This is a genomic window from Pseudomonas sp. 2(2015) (assembly GCF_000955865.1).
Lineage (GTDB): Bacteria > Pseudomonadota > Gammaproteobacteria > Pseudomonadales > Pseudomonadaceae > Aquipseudomonas.
In genome coordinates, this window is record NZ_JYOF01000011.1 from 392,260 (window position 1) to 412,532 (window position 20,273).

A 20,273-nucleotide genomic window follows, 5' to 3' on the forward strand; every position below is an offset into this window, starting at 1 on the left:
AACCTCCAGCACCGTGCTAGCGCACAGGGTCTATGGCAACCGTTTCCAGGTGCTCGGGCACGCACACCTGCCAGCCGAGCTCAAGGGCTATCCGTCGACGCAAGGTGTCCGCAGCATGCGGTTCGCCATGAATGACGTAGGTTTGCCGCGGTGGCCGGGTGAAACCGCGTAACCATTCCATGATTTCGTCCGCATCGGCATGCGCCGACAGGTTATCCATGGCAAAGACCTGCGCCCGAATCGGCACGTCTTCGCCATGCAGGCGCACGCTGCGCGCTCCGGCAACAATATCGGCACCCCGAGTACCGCCTGCCTGAAAGCCGGAGAACAGGATGCTGTTATGAGGATTGGGCGCCAGCGCCTTGAGGTGGTGCAACACCCGCCCCCCCGTGGCCATGCCGCTGGCGGCAATGATCACCGCAGGTTCGCGCAGCTGATCCAGGTGCCTGGATTCATCGACCGTACGGATGATCTGTGTGCCTTTGCACATCTGCGCGCACTCCAGCGCCGTCAGGCGGTGCTCACGCCTGAACTGCTGGTAAAGGGCCGTGGCATCCATCGCCATCGGGCTGTTCAGATACACGGGTATGTCGGGTATCAGCCCGTCGCGCTTGAGCGTGTACAGGTAGCACATCAGCAGTTGCGCACGGCCAATGGCAAATGACGGTACCAGCGTGATGCCATGGCGCAGCAGGGTTTGGTTGATCACATCCGCCAGGTAACGCTCCGGAGCCTGAGCAGGGTGCGAACGGTCACCATAGGTCGATTCCACCAGCAGCGCATCGGCCGCACCGATCAGCTCGGGCGCACGCATCACGGGGTCGTGGGGCCGCCCCAGATCACCTGATGACACCAGCGTCTGGCCATCCACCGTCAGTTGTACGGTCGCCGCGCCCAAAATGTGCCCGGCCGTGCGCAGCAACAGTTCGATACCGGGCGCGATCTGGGTGCGATGGTGCAACGCGACGGGCCTGAACAGCTGAAGTGCCCGCTTGGCATCCTGCTCGGTGTACAAGGGGCGGGCCGGCGAATGCTTGGAATAACCATGACGATTGGCATGTTCGGCCTGCTCCTCCTGCAGCCGGGCACTGTCGAGCAACAGGATTTCAGCCAGGGCACAGGTCGCAGGGGTGGCATATACAGGCCCGCTAAAGCCCTCGCGCGCCAACACCGGCAGGTATCCGCTGTGGTCCAAGTGGGCATGCGTGAGCACCACCGCATCGACCGCACGCAGTGCCGCTGGCAGTGGCTCCCAGTTACGCAAGCGCAGTTGCTTGTAGCCCTGGAAAAGCCCGCAGTCGATCAGCACCCGTGTCGAATCACGCGTCAGCAGGAACTTGCTGCCCGTCACCGTGCCCGTACCGCCGAAAAAGGTCAGTTGCATGGCGTTGGCTCCCAGGTGTCGATCACGCAGGGATGAACGGACAGTACGCTGCACGGTGGATCGCTCACCATACGTTCGGTGGTGTCGCCCAGAAGCTTGCTCAAACCCTTGGGCTGTACTACCCCCAGGACCACCACGTCGATATCCAGGGCCGCCACCTGCTCCCGGATCACGTGCACTGCCCCGCCTTCCTTGAAATGCCGGCAATCGAGGGGCACACCTTCGGCATCGGCCAATGCATCGAAGGACTCCTGCAAGGCATCTCGCATCTCCTCGACCCAGGTCTGCGCAACCAGCATGTCCGGGGCAAACACACCAACCAGGTCATATGCCGAGAGCAGGTGCAACTGCGCATCGCATTGCAGCGCCAGGGCATCGGCTGCCCGGATGAGGGCGCGGTTGAATAGCATCTGGGCATCGGGTTCATCGTGCAAGGCGGTGTCCACGGCTACCAGTATGCGTTTGGGTAAGGACGCGGCTGCCCGGGGCACGAAATGCATCAAGCCTTGGCACGACCGCATCAACGCGCAGTCCAGCGGCGTGCCGAAAAACCGGGCCAGTGCCGGTGTTGTTTCGGTGTCCTTGATGACCATATCGGGCTTGAGCTCGCGGATGTAGTCGGCTGCCTGGTCGCGCAGGTCTTCTGCCTTGACGGTATCGAGCGTCAGATAGGCATTACTGGACCGGTGACGTTCGACCAGTTCCTCAAGCTGCTTGCGATAGAGCCCGTATTGGCGCTGCATCACGGCTTCGTTCAGCCGTTCCTGACGCAAGGGATGCGCCTCGTATGGCTCGAACAGCCCAACGATATGCACCGCTGCGCCGCTGACATGTGCCAGGGCAAGTGCCCGGTGCAGAGCCGCCGAGTGCCGGTCTATGTCTGTAAGCAGCACCAGCAGTTGTCGATACTGACCCATGGGAAACCTCCGGCCGCGCGCGGCGATGACAAGTAGCATTGATCTTCGAGCGCCCTACCCTTCAGCGCTTGATGCAAATCAGAAAGTCATCACCTGCGCACCAACTTGATCAATGTCAGAACCGTACCGACGCCTCACGGTACAACCAGTACAGCCCACGTTGATCAGGCCCTCTGGAGGCCCTATGAACAATCAGTTGCTGGAAACCGAAGACATGAGGGAGCACTGGGTAGACACCCTTGCTGACGGCACAGCCGTGCTGATTCGCCCGCTGCGCGATGATGATCACGAACGGGACAGACGCTTTGTGAGCACGATCAGCCATGAGGCCCGGCGCTTTCGTTTTCTCGCCGGACTCTGCGGTGGCTTGCCCGGCCTGGACGCGCAGTTGATGCCGGTCGACGGTCGCCAGCGCACGGCCTACGTAGCGCTGGCCCATGAGAATGGCCAGCTGCATCAGCTTGGCGTAAGCCGCTATGCCGCGACCCCGGGTAGCCACAATTGCGAATGTGCCGTCGCTGTCGGTCAACAATGGCAACGCAAAGGGCTGGGCAAGCTGTTGCTGCAGCACCTGATCGAAGCGGCTCGGCGCAATGGCTACCAGTGCATGGTGTCCAGGGACCTGTCAAGCAACTACGCCATGCACCGGCTGACCAAGGCGCTGGGCTTCAGTTCGCGCTACCTGGGCGGCGATGTCAGCGAAATCCTCCATGAACTTGACCTGCGCGCCTGAAACAAGGCCCTTGCGGGCCTTGCACTTCAACCTTGCAAATGCTCGGGAGAGATCACCAGAACACTGCTGCTGAGCCGGTGCAGGATCCGCTCGGCCGTACTGCCGATAAACCAGCCGATACCATGATGGTGGTAGCTCCCCATCACCAGCACATCGATGTCATTGTTGTCCATGAACAGCGCCAGCGCCTTGGTCGGGTCCCCCACCCGCATGTGGCGGTGCTCGGCGGGGATCCCGTTGCGTTCGGCCAATGCCTGGAACGCATCGGCCTGGGCCTCGTGAAGTGTCCGTGACAGGTTCGAATCTAACAGGAACGAATGTGCCCGGCTGTCGTCTGCGTCCAGGTACATGGAGCCCATATCGTAGGCGTACAGCAGTTCGATCTGGGCGTTGCATTGCAAGGCCAGCTTGAGCGCTTCACTGATGATGTGGTCGTTGAACCCTTCGAACTGATCCTCCGGGCGCGACAGATCAACTGCTGCAAGTATCCGGCGCGGCAAGGCATTGCTGGCGTTGTGAACCAGGTGCAACGGGATACGAGTGTCGCGCAACAACTGGACGTCGAGCGGGGTGAACATGGCGCGCATCCACCACGGTTCATGCTCGAGCCCCTTGATCAGCATGGCGAACGGCTGCTCACGCAGGTGCACCTGTATCTCGTCCAGCGGGCGCTGCACCCACACCACCTCGGTGGTCACCGTCACGCCGTTGCGGCGCATCGACAATGCCTGGGTTTCCAGCCATTCACGGTGTTGCTGCACATAGCCCTCCCGCATGACCGCCATCGCCTGGTCGTTGACCAGGCCGGCAGTGACCAGGCCCTCAAGGTAGTCAAAGGCGACGATGTGCAATGGCATGCCCTTGGCTTTGGCCAGCGCCGCCGCACGGTCATAGACCGGCGTGCGGCGCATCAAGGGCGATGCGATCAGAAGAAGTCGTTGCGGGTTGGTCATGGCACACCTCTGCGGGCTCGATGATTACCTTGATGATCTCACCGCGGCGCCAGTGCGGTTTGATGTTTATCAAAAGTCAGAGGGCACTGATCAACGGCTGCCGCCGCTCGACGCAAAATTGATACGGATCAAGACTTACACGCTTTTTAAGCGCACGCTGTAGTCGCCAACAAAATCAGCGATGCCCCGGAGGCATGCCATGGCACTCATGAAGGCGGCCATTTACGTCGAAAAGAACCGCATCGTGCTGGAAGACAAGCCCATCCCTGAGATCGGCCCGCTAGATGCGCTGATGCGCATCAGCACCACGACGATCTGTGGCACCGATGTGCATATCCTGCGTGGCGAGTATCCAGTGGCCAAAGGGCTGACCGTCGGCCACGAGCCAGTGGGTGTCATCGAAAAACTGGGCTCAGAGGTTCGCGGCTTCCACGAAGGGCTACGCGTCATCGCTGGCGCTATCACCCCAAGCGGCCACAGCAATGCCTGTCTGTGCGGCTGTGGCGCCCAAGACGGCGCCGGTACGGCGCATGGTTTCAAGGCCATCGGTGGCTGGAAGTTCGGCAATGTCATCGACGGTTGCCAGGCTGAATACGTCCGAGTGCCGGACGCAATGGCCAACCTCTCGCCCATTCCCGACAGTCTCAGCGACGAACACGTGCTGATGTGCCCCGATATCATGTCCACCGGTTTTTCTGGTGCAGAACGCGGGGGCGTGACAATCGGCGACACCGTGGCCGTTTTCGCCCTGGGCCCGATCGGCCTGTGCGCCGTCGCCGGCGCCAAAATGCTGGGCGCCACCACCATCATCGGCGTGGATACCGTGGCGGCGCGCATCAGCGTGGCACGCGAAATGGGTGCTTCACACGTGGTCGACTTCAAGCAAGGCAACGTGGTGGAGCAGATCATGGCGCTGACCGATGGCCGTGGCGTAGATGTAGCCATCGAAGCGCTGGGCACCCAGGCCACCTTCGAATGGGCACTGCGGGTGCTGCGCCCCGGCGGCACATTGTCCAGCCTGGGCGTGTACAGCGCCGACCTGCGCATCCCCGTGGATGCATACGCTGCCGGCCTTGGCGATTACCGCATCGTGACCACACTGTGCCCCGGCGGCAAAGAGCGGATGCGCCGGTTGATGGCGGTGGTTGCCAGTGGCCGCGTAGACGTTTCCCCCTTGGTCACCCACCGTTTCAGGCTCGATGATATCGAAGCCGCATACGAATTGTTCGCCAACCAGCGCGACGGCGTAATGAAGGTGGCGATCACGCCCTGAACCTCGCCACGCCGTCGGCAAGGACGCCATCGCCCCCTATCGATAGGCAGTCCCTTGCTCATGCATGCACTGGAGGTTCCGATGTACGTCTACGTAGAGAAAAGCGCCAACGACAATCGCTGGTGGGTACACATGGACGAGTGGCGGGTGAGTTTCAGAACCCCCATAGAAGCCGAACAGTTCGTGGGTGTGCTGACCGCCCGCCTCAACGCGCCTCATTCACGGAGCAAGATCGCCACCGTCGCTCTCAGACCTGCGAAGGAGGAATGAAATGTCGGGCCTGACCGACTTTCAGCTGCTCGGGCAGCCTGCGCCAAAGTGCAAACCACCGCCCATTCATTTCAAAACACTGACATGCCGGTGCAGTGAGTGCCGGGTCAACGGCTTGTGTTTGCCCGCGGGTTTGCCCATGCACTGCAACAGTTATTTCGGCACACTGATCGGCCCTCGTATCCGGGTCATGAAGGGGGCTGCGCTGTTCAGCGCAAATGTGCCCTTGAGTAGCCTGTATGCGGTGCACTCAGGCAGCTTCAAGACGAACCTGAACAACACCGAAGGCCAAGGTGTGATCATCAACTTCTGGATGACAGGGGACGTACTGGGGCTCGATGCCGTAGCGACCGAGCTTCATGTCTGTGATGCCATCGCCCTGGAAGATAGCGAAGTGTGCCCGTTGCCCTATCATCGCCTGCAAGCCCTGGCGCGTGATTTCCCCACGCTGCAACAGAGCTTGAACCGCCTGATGAGCAGGGAGATTATCCGTGAGCATGAGCGCGTGCTCATGCTCTGCAACCTCTCTGCCGAGCAGCGGCTTGCCAGTTTCCTGCTAAGCCTTTCTCGCCGTTTCGTCAGCCGCGGCTATTCATCCCACGGTTTCATGTTGCGCATGTCTCGCGAAGACATCGCCTCCTACCTCGGGCTGCGCCTGGAAACCATATGCCGCTCGGTCGCTCACTTACGCGGTTTGGGTATCGTCAACCTGCACGGCCGGTTGGTGGAGATCCTCGACATGCCAGCGCTGATCGCGCTCGAACTGGGTTCCCAAGGCAGCTTTGCCATCGCCCCGGTGCAGACCTGATGCTCGACCTGGTGAACTTGGCTCACGGGGCCGTGGCATTGGGCATCGGCATGCTGGTTGGCCTTGAGCGGGAGCGCAAGAAGGTCATCAGTGAAGCTCCCGCCGCCGCAGGTTTGAGAACCTTCGCAATCACCGCCCTGATGGGGTATGTCTGCCATGTAATGGCTGGCCCGATTCTGGTCGGCGTTGCATTGGTGGCCATAGCGCTGCTGTTGGCCATTTACCACCGCACAAAACCCGACGAAGATTCGGACATTACCAGCGCAATCGCCTTGCTGCTGGTTTTGGTGTTAGGAGGCCTGACTGTCGAACACCCCGAGCTGGCAACCGCCATCGGTATCGTACTTACCATACTGCTGGCCCTGAGGCGTGAGCTTCATCGTTTCGTGCTGCAGCAACTAAGCGAGGCCGAACTGCGCGATGGCTTGTTGCTCCTCACAGTAGCGCTGGTTGTGCTGCCGTTGACGCCGGACCGGTTCATTGGCCCCTACGGGGTACTGAACCCGCGGGTAATCTGCACGCTGGTCGTGTTACTGATGGCAGTCGGTGCGCTAGGGCATATCGCCATGCGCCTACTGGGGCCACGCTATGGCTTGGCCCTGAGTGCGATCGCATCCGGGTTTGCCTCTGGCTCGGCGACCATTGCCGTGCTTGGCCATCAAGCACGAAAGCAGGACACGTTCATGCGCGCGTTCGCCGCTGCGGCGGTGCTGTCCAACCTCGCCACCCTTGTCCAGTTTGGATTAGTGCTTGGCGTCGTCGACTTGCGCTTGCTGCGCCCGTTCTGGCCATCTATAGGTCTCGGTATGCTGGTCACGCTCATTTACGGCGTGCTGTTGCTGGCGCCTTGGCGCCCTGTGCCAGTCTGCCCCACGACCAAGCCTGGCAGCGGTGCCTTCAGCCTGTTCACAGCACTGCTCATCACGCTAGCGATTACTTGCATTGCATTGTTTTCGGCGTTTCTGCTCGATCAACTTGGACACAAGGGTGTCAGCATTGCTGCCTTTATCAGTGGCTTGGGCGATGCGCATGCCGCAACTGCTTCGATCGCTTCGCTCGTTGCTGCAGGCCAGCTGAACAGTGCCGACCTGATGCTACCGGCAATGATGGCGCTCACAGGGAATACCGTAACCAAATGCGCACTGGCTTGGAGCAGCGGCGGATCTTTGTTCGCTCGCCACCTCATTCCGGCTCAGCTCATCATTCTTGCTACTCTATGGCTTGCATTGTTGATCTGATACATCAATCAGTACAGCTACCATCATGCACTGTTCTCCATTATGTTATGGTCTGATAATCCCCCAGGTTGTCCAAACCTCTTGATCAAACAGCGTTGAGCATAATTAACTCAACAGACTCGCAGCATACCTCTCAACCCTTGGGATGACGAAGCTAGCTAAGCCCATGCAGGTGCACCGGGAAACCTGCGGCCGACCTCATCCACGACCTCCGCTCAGAATTTGAAAGTCTGGATGCGATAGGGGTGTGCCGGGCTTGGAAAACAGTGGAAGCGCTAGGATTAGAGCCGGATACGGTGAGGGAGACCCAACTGAAGCGGAACGAGGCTAGCCGCGTTCGCATTTGACTGTGCCAGCCCTCCATAACCTGAGCTGCGCGATGGCATAGGCGTAGGTTAATCTACTGATTGGCTCGAAATTGACTTTGCTCATCAGCCAAATTGTCATTAGTCTCCGCTCCTAGCGATAGCAGGCATCTGTGAACGGCCGCAATGGGTCGATAGCGGTCATTCACGACCGGCTTTTTTTCGACCCATAGCGGTCAGAGAAAGCAGTTTTCCGCAGGCGCGCAGGAGCCGTTACTCCAGAATCGCCACAGCCCGGACAAAACCTGCAGAAGCATGACGGATCTTGTACGGGAAGCAACTGACCAGAAACCCATAGGCCGGCAACTGCTCCAGATTGGCCAGCTTCTCCATCTGTCCGTACCCGATATCGCGCCCGGCCTTGTGCCCCTCCCAGATAAGCGAGGCATCACCGGTTTCATTGAAGCGTTCGCGGGTGTACTTGAACGGGGCGTCCCAGCTCCAGGCATTGGTGCCAACCACCCTCACCCCCCGCTCCAGCAAGTACAGCGTCGCCTCGCGCCCCATGCCCACTCCGGCCTCAAGGTAGCCAGGCTGGCCGAACAGGCTACCCGCCCGGGTATTCACCAGCACGATGTCCAACGGCTGCAATTCGTGACCGATACGTTCAAGCTCGGCCTCGACCTGCGCCGCCGTGACCACGTGACCATCCGGAAAATCCCGAAAGTCCAGCGTCACCCCCGGCTGCAAGCACCACTCCAGCGGCAGTTCATCGATGCCGAAGGCCGGCTTGCCGCCGTCGGTGGTCGATGCGTAGTGCCAGGGCGCATCCATGTGGGTACCGCTGTGGGTAGTGATCTGCAGTGCCCGCTGAAAACTCCACCCTCACCCTTGGCGCGGTCACCGTCACCGGGACCGAAAGCGGTCCGTTGGCCACCAGCAGCGTACTCAGTTCGGTGGACATCTTGGGCGGCGATATCCTCGAAAAATACCGGTGGCCTACAGTTGGGAACTGTTCAGCCGTGCACCCGGGGTGATGCTGACCGAGTTCAACCAGGGCACCACCTCGGGCAAACTGTCGTTTCGCGGCTTCAATGGCGAAGGCGAAGTTAACGCGGTCAAGTTGCTGATCGATGGCATCCCCAGCAAAACCAACGACGGCAACATGCCCTTCATCGACTCGGTGTTCCCCATGGACATCGACAGCATCGAGGTGGTGCGTGGCACCAGCGACCCACGCTATGGCCTGAACAACATCGCCGGTAACGTCAATATCAACACCCGCACCGGCGGCAACTACAACAAGGCGCGCGTGCGCTACGGCAGCTTCAACAGCCGCGAGGTGCAACTGGCCAAAGGCATCGAGACCAGCAACTGGACACAGAACTATTTCTTCGCCCGCCAGCAGGTCGACGGCTATCGTGACCATGCCGACACCGAACGCTACAGCTTCGGCGGCAAGTGCTTCTATACCCCTGACGATGGCAGCTATCGCCTTGGCCTGATCGCGCGACACTACGAGTCCGAAGCCCAGGAAGCCGGGTATTTGACCGAAGACGACGCCCGCCATCATCCGCGCATGAGCAACGCCTACAACGCCACGGACAAAGGCACGCGACGCATGAACCAGGTCAGCGTGTACTTCGACACCGACTTGGCCGAGACCCTGTCCTGGTCGGCCAAGACCTACCTCAACACCTATGACGACCGCCGCTGGACCCAGTACTGGCGCACCAGCTCACAGCAGGAGCGCGACACTTACGAGGATCAGTACGGTGCCATCACCTCGCTGACCTGGCGGCCAGAGGTGGACTGGTTGCACGCCTTCGCCCTGGAAGGTGGCAGCGATGTGCAAAAGCAACAGAACCGCAGCGAACGCTACCGCACGGTGGAGCGTGTACGACAGGCGCAGACACGCGACCAGGACTTCGACTTCAACACGGTCGGTGCCTACGTACAGGCGGAAATCGAGCCGTTCGAATCGTTGAAGATCGTACCGGCGTACCGGGTGGACAAGATCAGTGTTGACTTCACCAACAAGATGACCGGGCAGGACTACGACATCAACGACTACGGGCTGATCAAGCAGCCCAAGCTCAGCATTGTCTATTCGCCATGGAAGTTTGCCAGCGTTTACGCCAACTGGGGCCGGACCTTCCAGGTCGGGACCGGCGCCGCAGCCTACAAGGTGCCGCCGCGCAACGAAGACCTGGATCCGTCAATCAACGAAGGCTGGGAAACCGGCGTCAAGTTCACCCCGGCCAGCTGGGTCGATGGCCGCTTGGCTTATTGGCGTCAGGACGCGACTGGCGAAGTGAGCCGTCGCCTGAACGATCCGAGCGGCGAGTCGGACAACGTCGGCGAAACCCGTCGCTGGGGTTACGATTTGCAGGTCAACTTGCACCCGGACGAGCGTACCGAAGTGTGGGTGTCGTACTCCTGGCAGTACTCCAAGATCCTTGAGCCCAGCAGCGCGTTACCAGCCAGCAAGGGCAAGGAAATCGACCATGTGCCGCACCATCTGTGGAACACCGGCATCAGTTACCAAGCCACGCCTGCGCTGCAACTGAGCGCCTGGGCGAACGGCCAGACCAATTACTACTTGGAGCGTGAGAACACTCAGGGCACCTACGGCGGCTACGTACTGATGAACCTGGGTGCCATCTACAAACTCAGCGAAACCATGAGCGTAGACCTGCAACTGAAGAATCTGACCAACCGCTATTACGAGTACGTCTGGTACGACCCCGATGGCGCCGATGCCTCGTTGCATTCGCCGGGTGACGGACGAGCTGTGTACGCAGGATTGACGCTGGACTTTTAACCTCAGGCAAAACAACCGGTTGGCGGGCTACCCGCTGACCGGCAATGGTTTGCTGAAAGTACATCGAAGCGATGCCAGTTAATCTGGCCAGTGCACCCCATTCTGGTGTGCTCTGGTTCACGAAAATCACGTTTAGGGTGGTACGCCATAGCCGTCAGAACTCTGTGAGCTGAACCCCCTGGGCTTTTATGTTGGGGCAAGCGGTAACCATATGCAGACTTCGAACCCATCTTGTCGACCTGCTACCGGCGAGATCAATTTCATTCTGGCATTTACCCCCTGTACTATGGTTTTGGCAATCGCCAAGCCCAGCCCTGAACCACTGATCTCACTGTGACCGCGCACAAAACGCTCGGTCAGGTGCTCTAATACAGACTGCGGCACTGCCGGGCCGTTGTTGACTACCCGCAGCTGTGCCTGATCGGTGAGACTGACTTCGACCGGTTGGTCCGTTGCACCATACTTCAGCGCATTCTCAATCAGGTTGCGCAGCAGGATGCCAAACGCGTCCGGGTCAATGATCGAGTACACGCCGGCCTGACTTGGCAACTGCAATTCGATGCGCTGCCCGCTGCGTTGGTTCCACTCGTCGACCCCGTGGGCAAGCAACGGAATCAGGTCTTGTGGCGTTTCGGACAACAGCCCACCGCCCTCCGCTTTGGCCAACTGCATGAGCTTTTCTGAAAGCCTTGAAAGCTCGCGCAACGCCTGCTCGATCTTCTGCGCACGCAGTCGCAGCGGACCTTCCGGCGCTTCGTGGTGTAACCGCTGGATCTGCGCCAGGGTCGAGGCCAATGGCGTGCGCAGCTCGTGAGCGCTGTTGGCGGTAAAGCTGCGCTCGGCCTCAAGGGCGTTGCGTAAGCGCTCCAGCAGGTGATTGACCGCCTCCGCCAACGGATCGATTTCTGCTGGCAGGTGCGCCACCTTGATCGGCGACAAGTCACCCACACCGCGCGTTTCAATGGCACGACGATAAGCCCGCACGCTGCGCAGGCTGAAACGTACAAACAACCAAGTGCCCGCCAGGCTGATAGGAATCAACACCATTAGAGGCAACAACAACGCAAACAAGGCCTCCCGCGCGGCTTCACGACGATGACCAAGCGGTTCGGCCATCTCGATGAACAGTGTCTGACGCAATGTGCTAGCGCCATACAATCGGTATTTTTCAGAAGTGGAAAAACCTTCAGACGGTTGTCGGTTGAAAATCTCCGGGTTGGCGTCGTGAGATTGCATCAGGATCTTGCCCTTGGCGTCGCGCACCAGGTAAGTCAGGTACTCGTTGTGCATCTTCAGCGTCGCGACGTGTTGTGCAGTCCGGGATTCTTCCCGATTGCTGATTTCCAGCACAGCCAAGGGCAGGATGCGTTGTGCTGTCTCTTCCAAGGCGCTATCGAACGCTTCGTTCAACTCATGCCGCACCACGAGCCAGGCCCCCACTGTCGCTACCAGCCAGAGTAAAGTCATACCAAGCGTCAGCCCCAGGCCGAGACGTATCTGCAGGCTCGAAGACGGCTTCATGCGGACATTAACCGGTAGCCCATGCCTCGCACGGTTTCGATCAGTTCGCGTCCGAGTTTTTTACGTAGACGGCTGATATATACCTCGATGGTATTGCTCTCGATTTCAGCGCCGAACGCATACAGCCGCTCTTCGAGCTGCGACTTTGACAGCAGTGCGCTGGGGCGCTGCACAAACGCCTCGAACAGCGCCCATTCCCGCGCCGTGAGGTCCACCGTCGCACTGCCCCGCTGCACCGTGCGGGCACTCATGTCGACCTGCAAATCACCGAGTTTGATCTGTGGATTGGGGTTGCCGCTATAACGGCGGCCCACCGCTGCCACGCGGGCCGAGAGTTCAAACAGGTCGAACGGTTTGACCAGGTAGTCATCGGCGCCAGCGTTCAGGCCGGCGATACGATCGGAAATCTGATCCTGGGCGGTCAGGATAATCACGGGGGTCACGTCTCCTGCCGCGCGTTGTTGACGCAGAAAGTCCAACCCGCGCCCGTCCGGAAGCATCAGGTCCAGCAAGATCAGGTCGTAAGGCGTCGTGCGGACGGTGTTGCGCGCGTAGTCCAGGCGCTGTACCCAATCGACGGCGTGGCCGTCATCGGCAATCTGCTCGCGCACCGCTTCACCCAGGCCTGGAGCGTCCTCAACCAATAGAACCCGCATCTGACATCTCCTGAGATGGTTGCCTTGCAGCACCTTAATCGCCTTGCCTGATGTGAATCTGAAGATTCAGCTGGCTGTCAGGTAGGCACTTTAGGTTATGCCACAGACGCCGCCCTCGACAGGAGACAAGTCATGAAATCCGGTTTTATTGCCAATGCCACGCTGTTGGGCTTGCTGGTCAGCGGTTACGCCCTGGCCGGTGACGACTGCAGCGACCCGGTAAGCGACTGGCAGCTTCGCGAAACCTTGCGTCAGCAGGTAGAGCGGCAATACGGCTGGCGCGTGCAGCGCATCAAGGTCGACGATGGCTGTTACGAACTCAAGGGCCAGGACCGCAAAGGCAATGACATCGAAGCCAGCTACTCCCCGGCATCGCTGCACCTGAAGACACTCGAGGTCCATTTGCGCAATGACGGCGATGCCAGGGACTATCTCGGCAGCCCGCTCGCCGAATGACAACTCACCTGTCTATGAATTTTCCTGCCGTTCAGGTTGCTGTCAGCCGGCAGGTCCAGGCTCTCGACCTAACGATCAAGAGGACACGTTCGTGAAAAAGATCATCGCAGCAACCTGCCTCATCGGCGCCATTACCCTACCGGCGCTGGCCCAGGCCCGTGAAGTGACCCTGACCACGCAGCTCAAGGACTACAGCGGCAATGATGCCTACCTGGCGATCTACGTCACCGACGCCAATGGCCAGTACCAGAAAACCCTCTGGGTGGCCGGCAAGAAGGCCAAATATTACAAGCACCTGGCCGACTGGGCCCGTGGCAGCGGGATGAACCCGAGCGAGTTCGACGGGGTCAGCGGCGCCAGCGTCGGCAGTGGGGGCACGCTGAAAGTAAGCGTAGAACTGGCGGACACGCTGATTGATGCCGGGTATCAGATCCGCATCGACAGCGCCGTCGAGGACAAACGCGACGCCCGCGGCGATGTCAGCGTGCCGCTGACCTCCAAGGGCGCAGGCAAGCCCGCGACCGGCAATGCCTACGTCGACGCCTTTACTTACGACCTGTAGCACCCGCCACCTCCGGAGGCTGAACATGCTTCGTCAGTTCCATTCCCTTCCTGGCCTGATCGCCGCCCTGTTGGTCATGGTATTGGCCATCAGCGGCGCGATTCTGTCTGTCGAGCCGGCGCTGGAGCGTCTGCACAGCACGTCCACTTCTGCCGGGCAACTCAACGTCGGCCAACTTGCCGGGCGCGTGGCCAACCACTTTACGGGGGTGGAGCAGATCCAGCGCTCAGCGTCCGGCACGGTGATCGTCTACTACAACCAGAACGGCAAGGCCGGGGCGGAGAAGGTCGACCCACTGACCGGCCAAGGGCTCGCCCCTTACGAGCCATCCGCGTTCACCCGCTGGGTGAAAGACCTGCACCGCTCACTGTTCCTTGGCACGCCGGGCCATGGGGTGTCGGGTGTTGGTGCCCTGCTCATGCTGGCGCTGTCAGTGTCCGGCGCGCTATTGCTGGCCCGACGCCTGGGGGGCTGGCGCAACCTGCTACGGCCGCTGCGGGGCAATTTCAGCCAGCGCTGGCATGCTGAAGTCGGGCGACTGGCCTTGCTCGGGCTGTTGTTGTCGGCACTGAGCGGGGCCTACCTGTCCGCCACCACGTTTGGTTTTATCGCCGACGGCAGTCAAGGTGAACCCGCCTTCCCTGCCCACGTCAGCGCCGGCCCGGCCTTGCCGGTGGCAAAACTGCAGGCCTTGCAGGCCACCGACCTGAACGACCTGCGCGAGCTGGTCTACCCGAGCCCCGGCAACCCTCGCGATGTGTTTTCCCTGCGCAGAGCACAGGGCGATGGCTACGTGGACCAGGCCAGCGGCGCCTTGCTGTCCTATCAAGCCCACGACCCAATGCTCAACCTCTATGAGTTGATCTACCAGTTCCACACTGGCGAAGGCCTCTGGTGGCTGGGCCTGCTGCTCGGGCTCTGCGCCCTCTGCGTGCCGTTGATGAGCGTGACCGGCATTCTGTTATGGTGGCGCCGCCGCAAGGCTGGCCCGCGCCTCCGCCACAACAGCCCTGCTCATGCCGCCGACAGCGTGATTCTGGTGGGCAGTGAAAACAACAGCACCTGGGGTTTTGCCAAAACCTTGCATGACGCCTTGCACCAGAGCGGCCATCAGGTGCATAGCGCGGCGATGAATGACTGGTTGGGCGATTACCCTAATGCCAAACGAGTGTTCATCCTCACCGCGACCCACGGTGACGGCGATGCGCCGGCCTCGGCTTCGCAGTTTCTGACGCGGCTGGCCAAAACCGGCGTCAAGCCCGGCCTACCCTTTGCGGTACTGGGCCTGGGCGACCGCCAATTTGCGCGATTCTGTCGGTACGCCCATCAAGTGCAGCATGCGATGTTGCAGGCCGGTGGCTCGCCATTGCTGGGGCTGGAGACCGTCAACCGCCAGTGCCCTCAGGCGTTTGCGCGTTGGGGCCACGCGCTGGGCGACGTGTTGGGGCAGGCGCTGGCGCTGGTTCACACCCCGCAGCAGCCGCGCACCCATTCATTGGAGCTGACAGAGCGGATTGCCTATGGCGAACAGGTAAATGCACCGACCCATGTCCTGCGCTTCAAAGCTCGCGGCGGACTGCCGAATTTTCTGGCCGGCGACCTGGTCGGGATTCTGCCCCCGGGCAGCCCAATCCCGCGCTTCTACTCGCTGGCCAGTGGCGCCCAGGACGGCGTGCTGGAGATCTGTGTGCGTAAACACAACGGGGGCATGTGCTCGGAATTTCTTCACGGCCTGGACATTGGCGCGCAGATTGACGCCTTCATTCAGCCCAACCCGCAATTTCGTCCGGCATCGGGCACGCACCCGGTAATCCTGATCGGCGCCGGTACCGGTATTGGTCCTTTGGCCGGTTTTATCCGCAACAACAAGGCCCGACACCCGATGCACCTGTATTGGGGCGGGCGCAACCCGGCCTCGGACTTTCTCTACGAACCGGAGCTCAACCAATACTTGTCGGACCGCCGCCTGACGCAATTGCACGCCGCCTTTTCTCAAGTCCAGGAGCGCAGCTACGTACAAGACCGGCTGATCAGTGATGCCCTCGCCTTGCGCCGGCTGATCGAAAAAGGTGCCCAAGTGCTGGTGTGTGGCAGTCGCGAAATGGCCAGAGGCGTGATGCAGGCCCTGGATGAAGTCTTGGCACCCCTCCACCTCAGCGTGCTGATCCTCAAGGCACAAGGACGCTACCGTGAAGATGTCTACTGATTTGCAGCGTTATAGCCTGAACGGCGAAACCATGGGTACCCGCTACACCGCCCTGTTTTATGCCGGGGCCGGGATGGATACCGACGAACTTGGCCAGCAGCTGGCCCGCGCCGTGGCCCGGGTGGACCAGCAAATGTCCACCTGGAAACCCGAGTCGGACCTCAACCGCCTCAATGCCGCCCCCGAGCAGCAATGGGTATCGGTACCCAAGGAACTGACCATGGTGCTGTCTGCTGCATTGCACGTCAGTCGACAATCCGGCGGCGCCTTCGACATCGCTGTTGGTGACCTGGTGAACGCGTGGGGCTTCGGCCCAGCGGCGCGGCAGGTCACAACGCAGGTGATCGATTCCCCTGCGCCGCGCACCCGGCTGTTAGCCAGCGGCGCATTGGAGGTTGAGCCACAACGCAACCAGGTGCGCAAGCGCGTGCCGCTGAGCCTTGACTTGAGTGGGATTGCCAAAGGTTTTGGCGTGGATGAACTGGCCCGTTGCCTGGAAGGTTCAGGTATCACGCGGTACTTGGTCGGTATCGATGGCGAGATGCGCGCCCGGGGCGTCAAACCTGACGGACAATGCTGGGTCGTGGCGCTGGAAAAGCCCAAAAGGGGCGTGCGGGAAGTCATGGGCGTCATGGAGCTTAGCGATATGTCAATCGCGACCTCCGGGGACTACCGGCAGTGGGTCGACATAGCCGGTCAGTCCTATGCTCACACCATGAACCCGGCCACCGGCGCGCCACTGCGCAACTTGCTCGCCGCCGTCACCGTGGTGGCGACCTCGTGCATGCTCGCCGATGCCTGGGCCACGGCGCTGATGGTCCTGGGCGAAACCGAGGGCCCTCGTCTGGCTCAGGAACGCGGGATGGACGCACTGTTCGTGCTGCGCGACGGTGAGCAGTTCAGGGAAATATCCATTGTCGGCGGACAGCTGCAGGTGCAAATTGAAGCCCGCTGACGCCGTCTGCCGGCCCGCTCGGCACCCGTGCAACGTGAACCGCCTGATGACAGGGAACCGCGTCAAACAATGAAATTCATGCACAGACACACCGAGGCACACAGAAGTGATCGTATCGGCTGGCTACGCGCCGCTGTCCTGGGTGCCAACGACGGCATTGTCTCTACCGCGAGCCTGCTGATTGGGGTCGCGGCCGCCAACGCCAGCCACGCCACGTTGCTGGTCACCGGAATGGCGGGGCTGATGGCCGGTGCCATGTCCATGGCTGCTGGCGAGTACATTTCGGTGCACTCCCAGGCCGATACCGAGCGGGCGGACCTGTCCCGCGAACGGGCAGAACTGGCCAGCGACCCGAAAGCTGAGCACGCTGAACTCGCCAACATCTACATGCAGCGTGGGGTAGCACCCGAGCTGGCACATCAAGTGGCCGATCAATTGATGGCCCATGACGCATTGGGCTCCCACGCCCGCGACGAACTGGGCATCAGCGCCACGCTCACCGCCAAACCGTTGCAGGCCGCCCTGGCGTCCGCCGCGAGCTTCGTGGTGGGCGCCGCCTTGCCGCTGGCGGTGACGTTTGTCGCACCGGAGCACAGCGTGGGCCCCTGGATATCGGGCATGTCATTGGTATTTCTCGGGTCATTGGGGGCTATTGCCGCCAAGGCTGGCGGGGCCAGCATCATGACGGGCGCCTGGCGGGTGACCTTCTGGGGGGCTTTGGCCATGGGCGTTACGGCACTGGTGGGGCACTTGTTTGGCGCGGTGGTCTAGCAAGGGCCTCCAATAAAGTTTCGCCGCTGTTTCTATAGTGGCGCGGTGGTTTTGCTGGTGAACACTATTTAGTTACATTTTTGCTGCGGAGAAGCTACATGCATGTCGACTGGCTCAACTTCACTCCTTGGTCATCCCTTGCCGGTGGCGCATTGATTGGCCTGGCGGCTAGTCTATTCGTCACCGCCAACGGGCGAATCGCAGGCATCAGCGGTCTGCTCGGCAGCCTTTTGCAGCGGGGGAGCGAAGGGGTAAGCGAGACGGCACTTTTCCTCTTGGGGCTGCTTATCGCGCCGCTACTATGGGGCGCGTTCGCCACGCTGCCACAGATTGAGTTCAAAAGTGGCTGGTTCGCACTGATCGTCGCCGGTGTATTGGTGGGCATCGGCACACGATACGGATCAGGTTGCACCAGTGGTCATGGGGTATGTGGGATATCGCGCCTTTCGCCGCGATCGATGATTGCTACTGTGTGTTTTATGTTCAGTGGTTTCGTCACAGTGTTTGTCTTGCGCCATCTGCTGGAGGGTTGAACATGACCAAGCTGACGGCGTTCATATCTGGCTTGCTGTTCGGCCTGGGCCTGCTTCTGGCGGGCATGGCCAACCCCGGCAAAGTACTTGCGTTCCTGGACCTGGCCGGTGCCTGGGACCCTTCGTTGGCACTGGTCATGGTCGGGGCAATCGGCATAGCGGTCGGCCCGCTGACCTGGGCCCGCCAACAATCCGGTTCTTTGCTGGGAAGGCCAATGCAGCTACCGATCAAACGTGAGTTAGACCCACGCTTGATTAGCGGGAGTCTGTTGTTTGGCATCGGCTGGGGAATAGCGGGTATCTGTCCGGGCCCCGCAGTGGCGATTTTGCTTACAGGACACTGGCAAGTGATCGTTTTCATGATGGCCATGCTGGTCGGCATGCTCTTGTTCAATGCGCTGGAGAGCTGGCACAGCCATTGATCATGATACTTTGCTCTGATTAATCAAGTTGAAAGTCTTAGCCATTGATCGAGTGGCCGACTTTGGTCGTTTGCAACACCCCAGGATGTGCGGCTTGCACCGAAAGCAGTTGCTCTCGAGTGTCCGCCCTTGAGCGCTACTGAACCGCAGGCATGCTTCGGTGGAAGACGGCATGTTGCTTCACTCCTACTGATTCTCTGGCTGCCAAAGTTGCTCCATGCAGAAGCAGTGTACGACGGGTGAGGAACGCCGGTTAAAGCGGTAGGAGCATGAAGCGGTTGTCGAAGGGGGGCAGATCCGATTGGAGCATGATTCAGGTAAGATGAAGGTCCACCGGCAGACAGTGGAGCATCCCTTCGGAACGCTCATATACTGGAACCGAGATGAGCCTTCACGCGCCAGATAGCATGGCAGCACCTGGTGCCCGACTGAATTTGAACTGCACTTACATTTGCTGAATTTACAGGCTGAGCTAGCTTCTTTCGCTCGTCGACCTACTTACTTGCGTTTTCACACAGCCTGGGTCGATAGCTGCCCTTCAAGATTATTTATCGTCATGCCATCCTCTTCGCTATATTAGGTCTGATAAGCCACAGGTTATCCGACCCTATTGGAGCAGTGTTTTAGCGAAACGAGGGCAAAAGCTCATACCCTCGGCTAGCTAAAATGGATTTTTCGGTATTAATCGAAGATATTTGATATACCCGAGTCATTTCATGCCAAATGTAACCCTCTGTGATAAGTCTTTGTAGACCAGAAGCGGTCAGTGTGGATGACTGCTATCGACCCGTAGCGGCCGGTCGCGAAAGCTGATCTTTCCAGGTTAACCAGGCAGCTTAAAATCGAAAGCGCTTCGCAGGGCCGCAATAACGTCATCAACACAGGGGCCTTGTACCGGTGGTGGCACAGGGCGCTCACAAAATTCTCGCCAGACAAACAGCATCAGTTCTGCGCCATCTGTTTGTGGTAGCGCACTGTCGATCGAGCCGAATGTTTGCAGCAGCATGTACCTTTCGTCCAGCCAGAACAAGGCTTCCACCCATTGATACACTGGGATGAAGTGGAAGTGAATGGAGTAACCGGCATCATGCCCAAAGCGACCGATATACAAGTGTTTGGGCTGAAGATTAGCTTCGATGGTTTTCTGGATTCGCGCCTGCAACACACCCAGCTCCGCTTGCGCTTCGATCGGCAGCGCTGCCAGGGAATTGGTCATCTGCTTTGCACTGAGCATTAGGTAACCCGGCAAGGCGCTGTCCATGCGGTGATTGAGAACCCAGTACCTGGATTCATGGATGATAAAGCGAGACGGTATGTCCATGGGGTGGCCTTGAGTGGGTCCGTCGCAGGGTAGCATGGGCCTTTTCCATCGCGGAATCTCGTTTGAGGAGGTTGTGATGGTACAAAAATGGTAAGGGAAAATGGAGCGCGTGCTGTAACCCTCTGTTTGAAAGGAGTTCGTAGTTAGTGCGTCCAATCCATCACA

18 protein-coding genes and 3 pseudogenes are annotated in these 20,273 nt (G+C 60.0%); 14 read left to right on the forward strand and 7 right to left on the reverse strand.

Features of this window, described 5'->3' with window-relative positions; genetic code table 11:
- Positions 1-16: 16 nt before the first annotated feature.
- Together UB48_RS16785 and UB48_RS16790 are read right to left on the reverse strand one after the other, a co-directional pair.
- Positions 17-1,384 (reverse strand): MBL fold metallo-hydrolase RNA specificity domain-containing protein, encoded by a 1,368-nt coding sequence (locus UB48_RS16785; protein WP_045199037.1) that lies wholly within the window; start codon positions 1,382-1,384, stop codon positions 17-19.
- Complete coding sequence (locus tag UB48_RS16790; RefSeq protein WP_045199039.1) at positions 1,375-2,301, reverse strand: universal stress protein; 927 nt, start codon at positions 2,299-2,301, stop codon at positions 1,375-1,377. Before UB48_RS16790 ends, UB48_RS16785 begins: the two co-directional genes overlap by 10 nt.
- 184 nt (positions 2,302-2,485) lie before the next feature.
- Here UB48_RS16790 and UB48_RS16795 point away from each other — a divergent pair, with 184 nt between their 5' ends.
- Positions 2,486-3,034 carry a GNAT family N-acetyltransferase gene (locus UB48_RS16795; RefSeq protein WP_045199041.1) on the forward strand — a complete coding sequence of 183 codons (549 nt, stop codon included), beginning with the start codon at positions 2,486-2,488 and terminating at the stop codon, positions 3,032-3,034.
- 26 nt (positions 3,035-3,060) lie between these two features.
- Here UB48_RS16795 and UB48_RS16800 read toward each other — a convergent pair whose 3' ends face one another.
- Positions 3,061-3,987, reverse strand: a complete 927-nt coding sequence (locus tag UB48_RS16800; RefSeq protein ID WP_045199042.1) for a universal stress protein — start codon at positions 3,985-3,987, stop codon at positions 3,061-3,063.
- A 199-nt stretch (positions 3,988-4,186) separates the two neighbouring features.
- On the opposite strand from UB48_RS16800, the gene UB48_RS16805 reads away from it, so the two are divergent.
- The 4 genes from UB48_RS16805 (at position 4,187) to UB48_RS16820 (ending at position 7,576) form a co-directional block, all read left to right on the forward strand.
- Entirely contained in the window at positions 4,187-5,260 is a 1,074-nt protein-coding gene (locus UB48_RS16805) for an NAD(P)-dependent alcohol dehydrogenase (RefSeq protein ID WP_045199044.1), read from the forward strand.
- 81 nt (positions 5,261-5,341) lie between these two features.
- Complete coding sequence (locus UB48_RS16810; RefSeq protein ID WP_045199046.1) at positions 5,342-5,530, forward strand: hypothetical protein; 189 nt, start codon at positions 5,342-5,344, stop codon at positions 5,528-5,530.
- Position 5,531: 1 nt separating this feature from the next.
- Positions 5,532-6,338 carry a helix-turn-helix domain-containing protein gene (locus tag UB48_RS16815; protein WP_045199048.1) on the forward strand — a complete coding sequence of 269 codons (807 nt, stop codon included), beginning with the start codon at positions 5,532-5,534 and terminating at the stop codon, positions 6,336-6,338.
- Positions 6,338-7,576: a DUF4010 domain-containing protein gene (locus tag UB48_RS16820; protein WP_045199050.1), complete on the forward strand. Its 1,239-nt coding sequence runs from the start codon at positions 6,338-6,340 to the stop codon at positions 7,574-7,576. The genes UB48_RS16815 and UB48_RS16820 overlap by 1 nt, the downstream gene beginning before the upstream one ends.
- 578 nt (positions 7,577-8,154) lie before the next feature.
- Here UB48_RS16820 and UB48_RS16825 read toward each other — a convergent pair.
- Positions 8,155-8,763: pseudogene (locus tag UB48_RS16825) on the reverse strand (cyclase family protein); the annotation flags it as partial.
- Here UB48_RS16825 and UB48_RS16830 point away from each other — a divergent pair.
- Positions 8,745-10,705: pseudogene (locus UB48_RS16830) on the forward strand (TonB-dependent receptor). The pseudogenes UB48_RS16825 and UB48_RS16830 overlap by 19 nt on opposite strands.
- Before the next feature lie 186 nt (positions 10,706-10,891).
- Here UB48_RS16830 and UB48_RS16835 read toward each other — a convergent pair.
- Positions 10,892-12,226, reverse strand: a complete 1,335-nt coding sequence (locus UB48_RS16835) for an ATP-binding protein (protein ID WP_045199052.1) — start codon at positions 12,224-12,226, stop codon at positions 10,892-10,894.
- On the reverse strand, positions 12,223-12,882 hold the full coding sequence (locus tag UB48_RS16840) for a response regulator transcription factor (protein WP_045199054.1): 660 nt from the start codon (positions 12,880-12,882) through the stop codon (positions 12,223-12,225). Before UB48_RS16840 ends, UB48_RS16835 begins: the two co-directional genes overlap by 4 nt.
- Before the next feature lie 132 nt (positions 12,883-13,014).
- On the opposite strand from UB48_RS16840, the gene UB48_RS16845 reads away from it, so the two are divergent.
- The 8 genes and pseudogenes from UB48_RS16845 to UB48_RS27370 all read left to right on the forward strand — a co-directional run.
- On the forward strand, positions 13,015-13,338 hold the full coding sequence (locus tag UB48_RS16845) for a PepSY domain-containing protein (RefSeq protein ID WP_045199056.1): 324 nt from the start codon (positions 13,015-13,017) through the stop codon (positions 13,336-13,338).
- Positions 13,339-13,429: 91 nt separating this feature from the next.
- Entirely contained in the window at positions 13,430-13,900 is a 471-nt protein-coding gene (locus tag UB48_RS16850; RefSeq protein ID WP_003248166.1) for a DUF2271 domain-containing protein, read from the forward strand.
- 25 nt (positions 13,901-13,925) lie between these two features.
- Positions 13,926-16,106 (forward strand): PepSY domain-containing protein, encoded by a 2,181-nt coding sequence (locus UB48_RS16855; protein ID WP_045199062.1) that lies wholly within the window; start codon positions 13,926-13,928, stop codon positions 16,104-16,106.
- Positions 16,096-17,061 (forward strand): FAD:protein FMN transferase, encoded by a 966-nt coding sequence (locus UB48_RS16860; protein ID WP_045199064.1) that lies wholly within the window; start codon positions 16,096-16,098, stop codon positions 17,059-17,061. Before UB48_RS16855 ends, UB48_RS16860 begins: the two co-directional genes overlap by 11 nt.
- A gap of 69 nt (positions 17,062-17,130) precedes the next feature.
- The gene (locus UB48_RS16865; RefSeq protein ID WP_003248160.1) at positions 17,131-17,832 is read left to right on the forward strand and encodes a VIT family protein; all 702 of its coding nucleotides are present in this window, start codon (positions 17,131-17,133) and stop codon (positions 17,830-17,832) included.
- Between the two features lie 98 nt (positions 17,833-17,930).
- Positions 17,931-18,365 carry a YeeE/YedE family protein gene (locus UB48_RS16870; RefSeq protein WP_045199067.1) on the forward strand — a complete coding sequence of 145 codons (435 nt, stop codon included), beginning with the start codon at positions 17,931-17,933 and terminating at the stop codon, positions 18,363-18,365.
- A 2-nt stretch (positions 18,366-18,367) separates the two neighbouring features.
- Positions 18,368-18,787: a DUF6691 family protein gene (locus UB48_RS16875; RefSeq protein ID WP_045199070.1), complete on the forward strand. Its 420-nt coding sequence runs from the start codon at positions 18,368-18,370 to the stop codon at positions 18,785-18,787.
- Positions 18,788-18,923: 136 nt separating this feature from the next.
- Positions 18,924-19,163, forward strand: a pseudogene (locus tag UB48_RS27370) (IS5/IS1182 family transposase); the annotation flags it as partial.
- Between the two features lie 447 nt (positions 19,164-19,610).
- On the opposite strand, the gene UB48_RS16880 reads toward UB48_RS27370, so the two are convergent.
- Positions 19,611-20,108 (reverse strand): HIT family protein, encoded by a 498-nt coding sequence (locus UB48_RS16880; RefSeq protein WP_045199108.1) that lies wholly within the window; start codon positions 20,106-20,108, stop codon positions 19,611-19,613.
- Between the last annotated feature and the right edge of the window lie 165 nt (positions 20,109-20,273).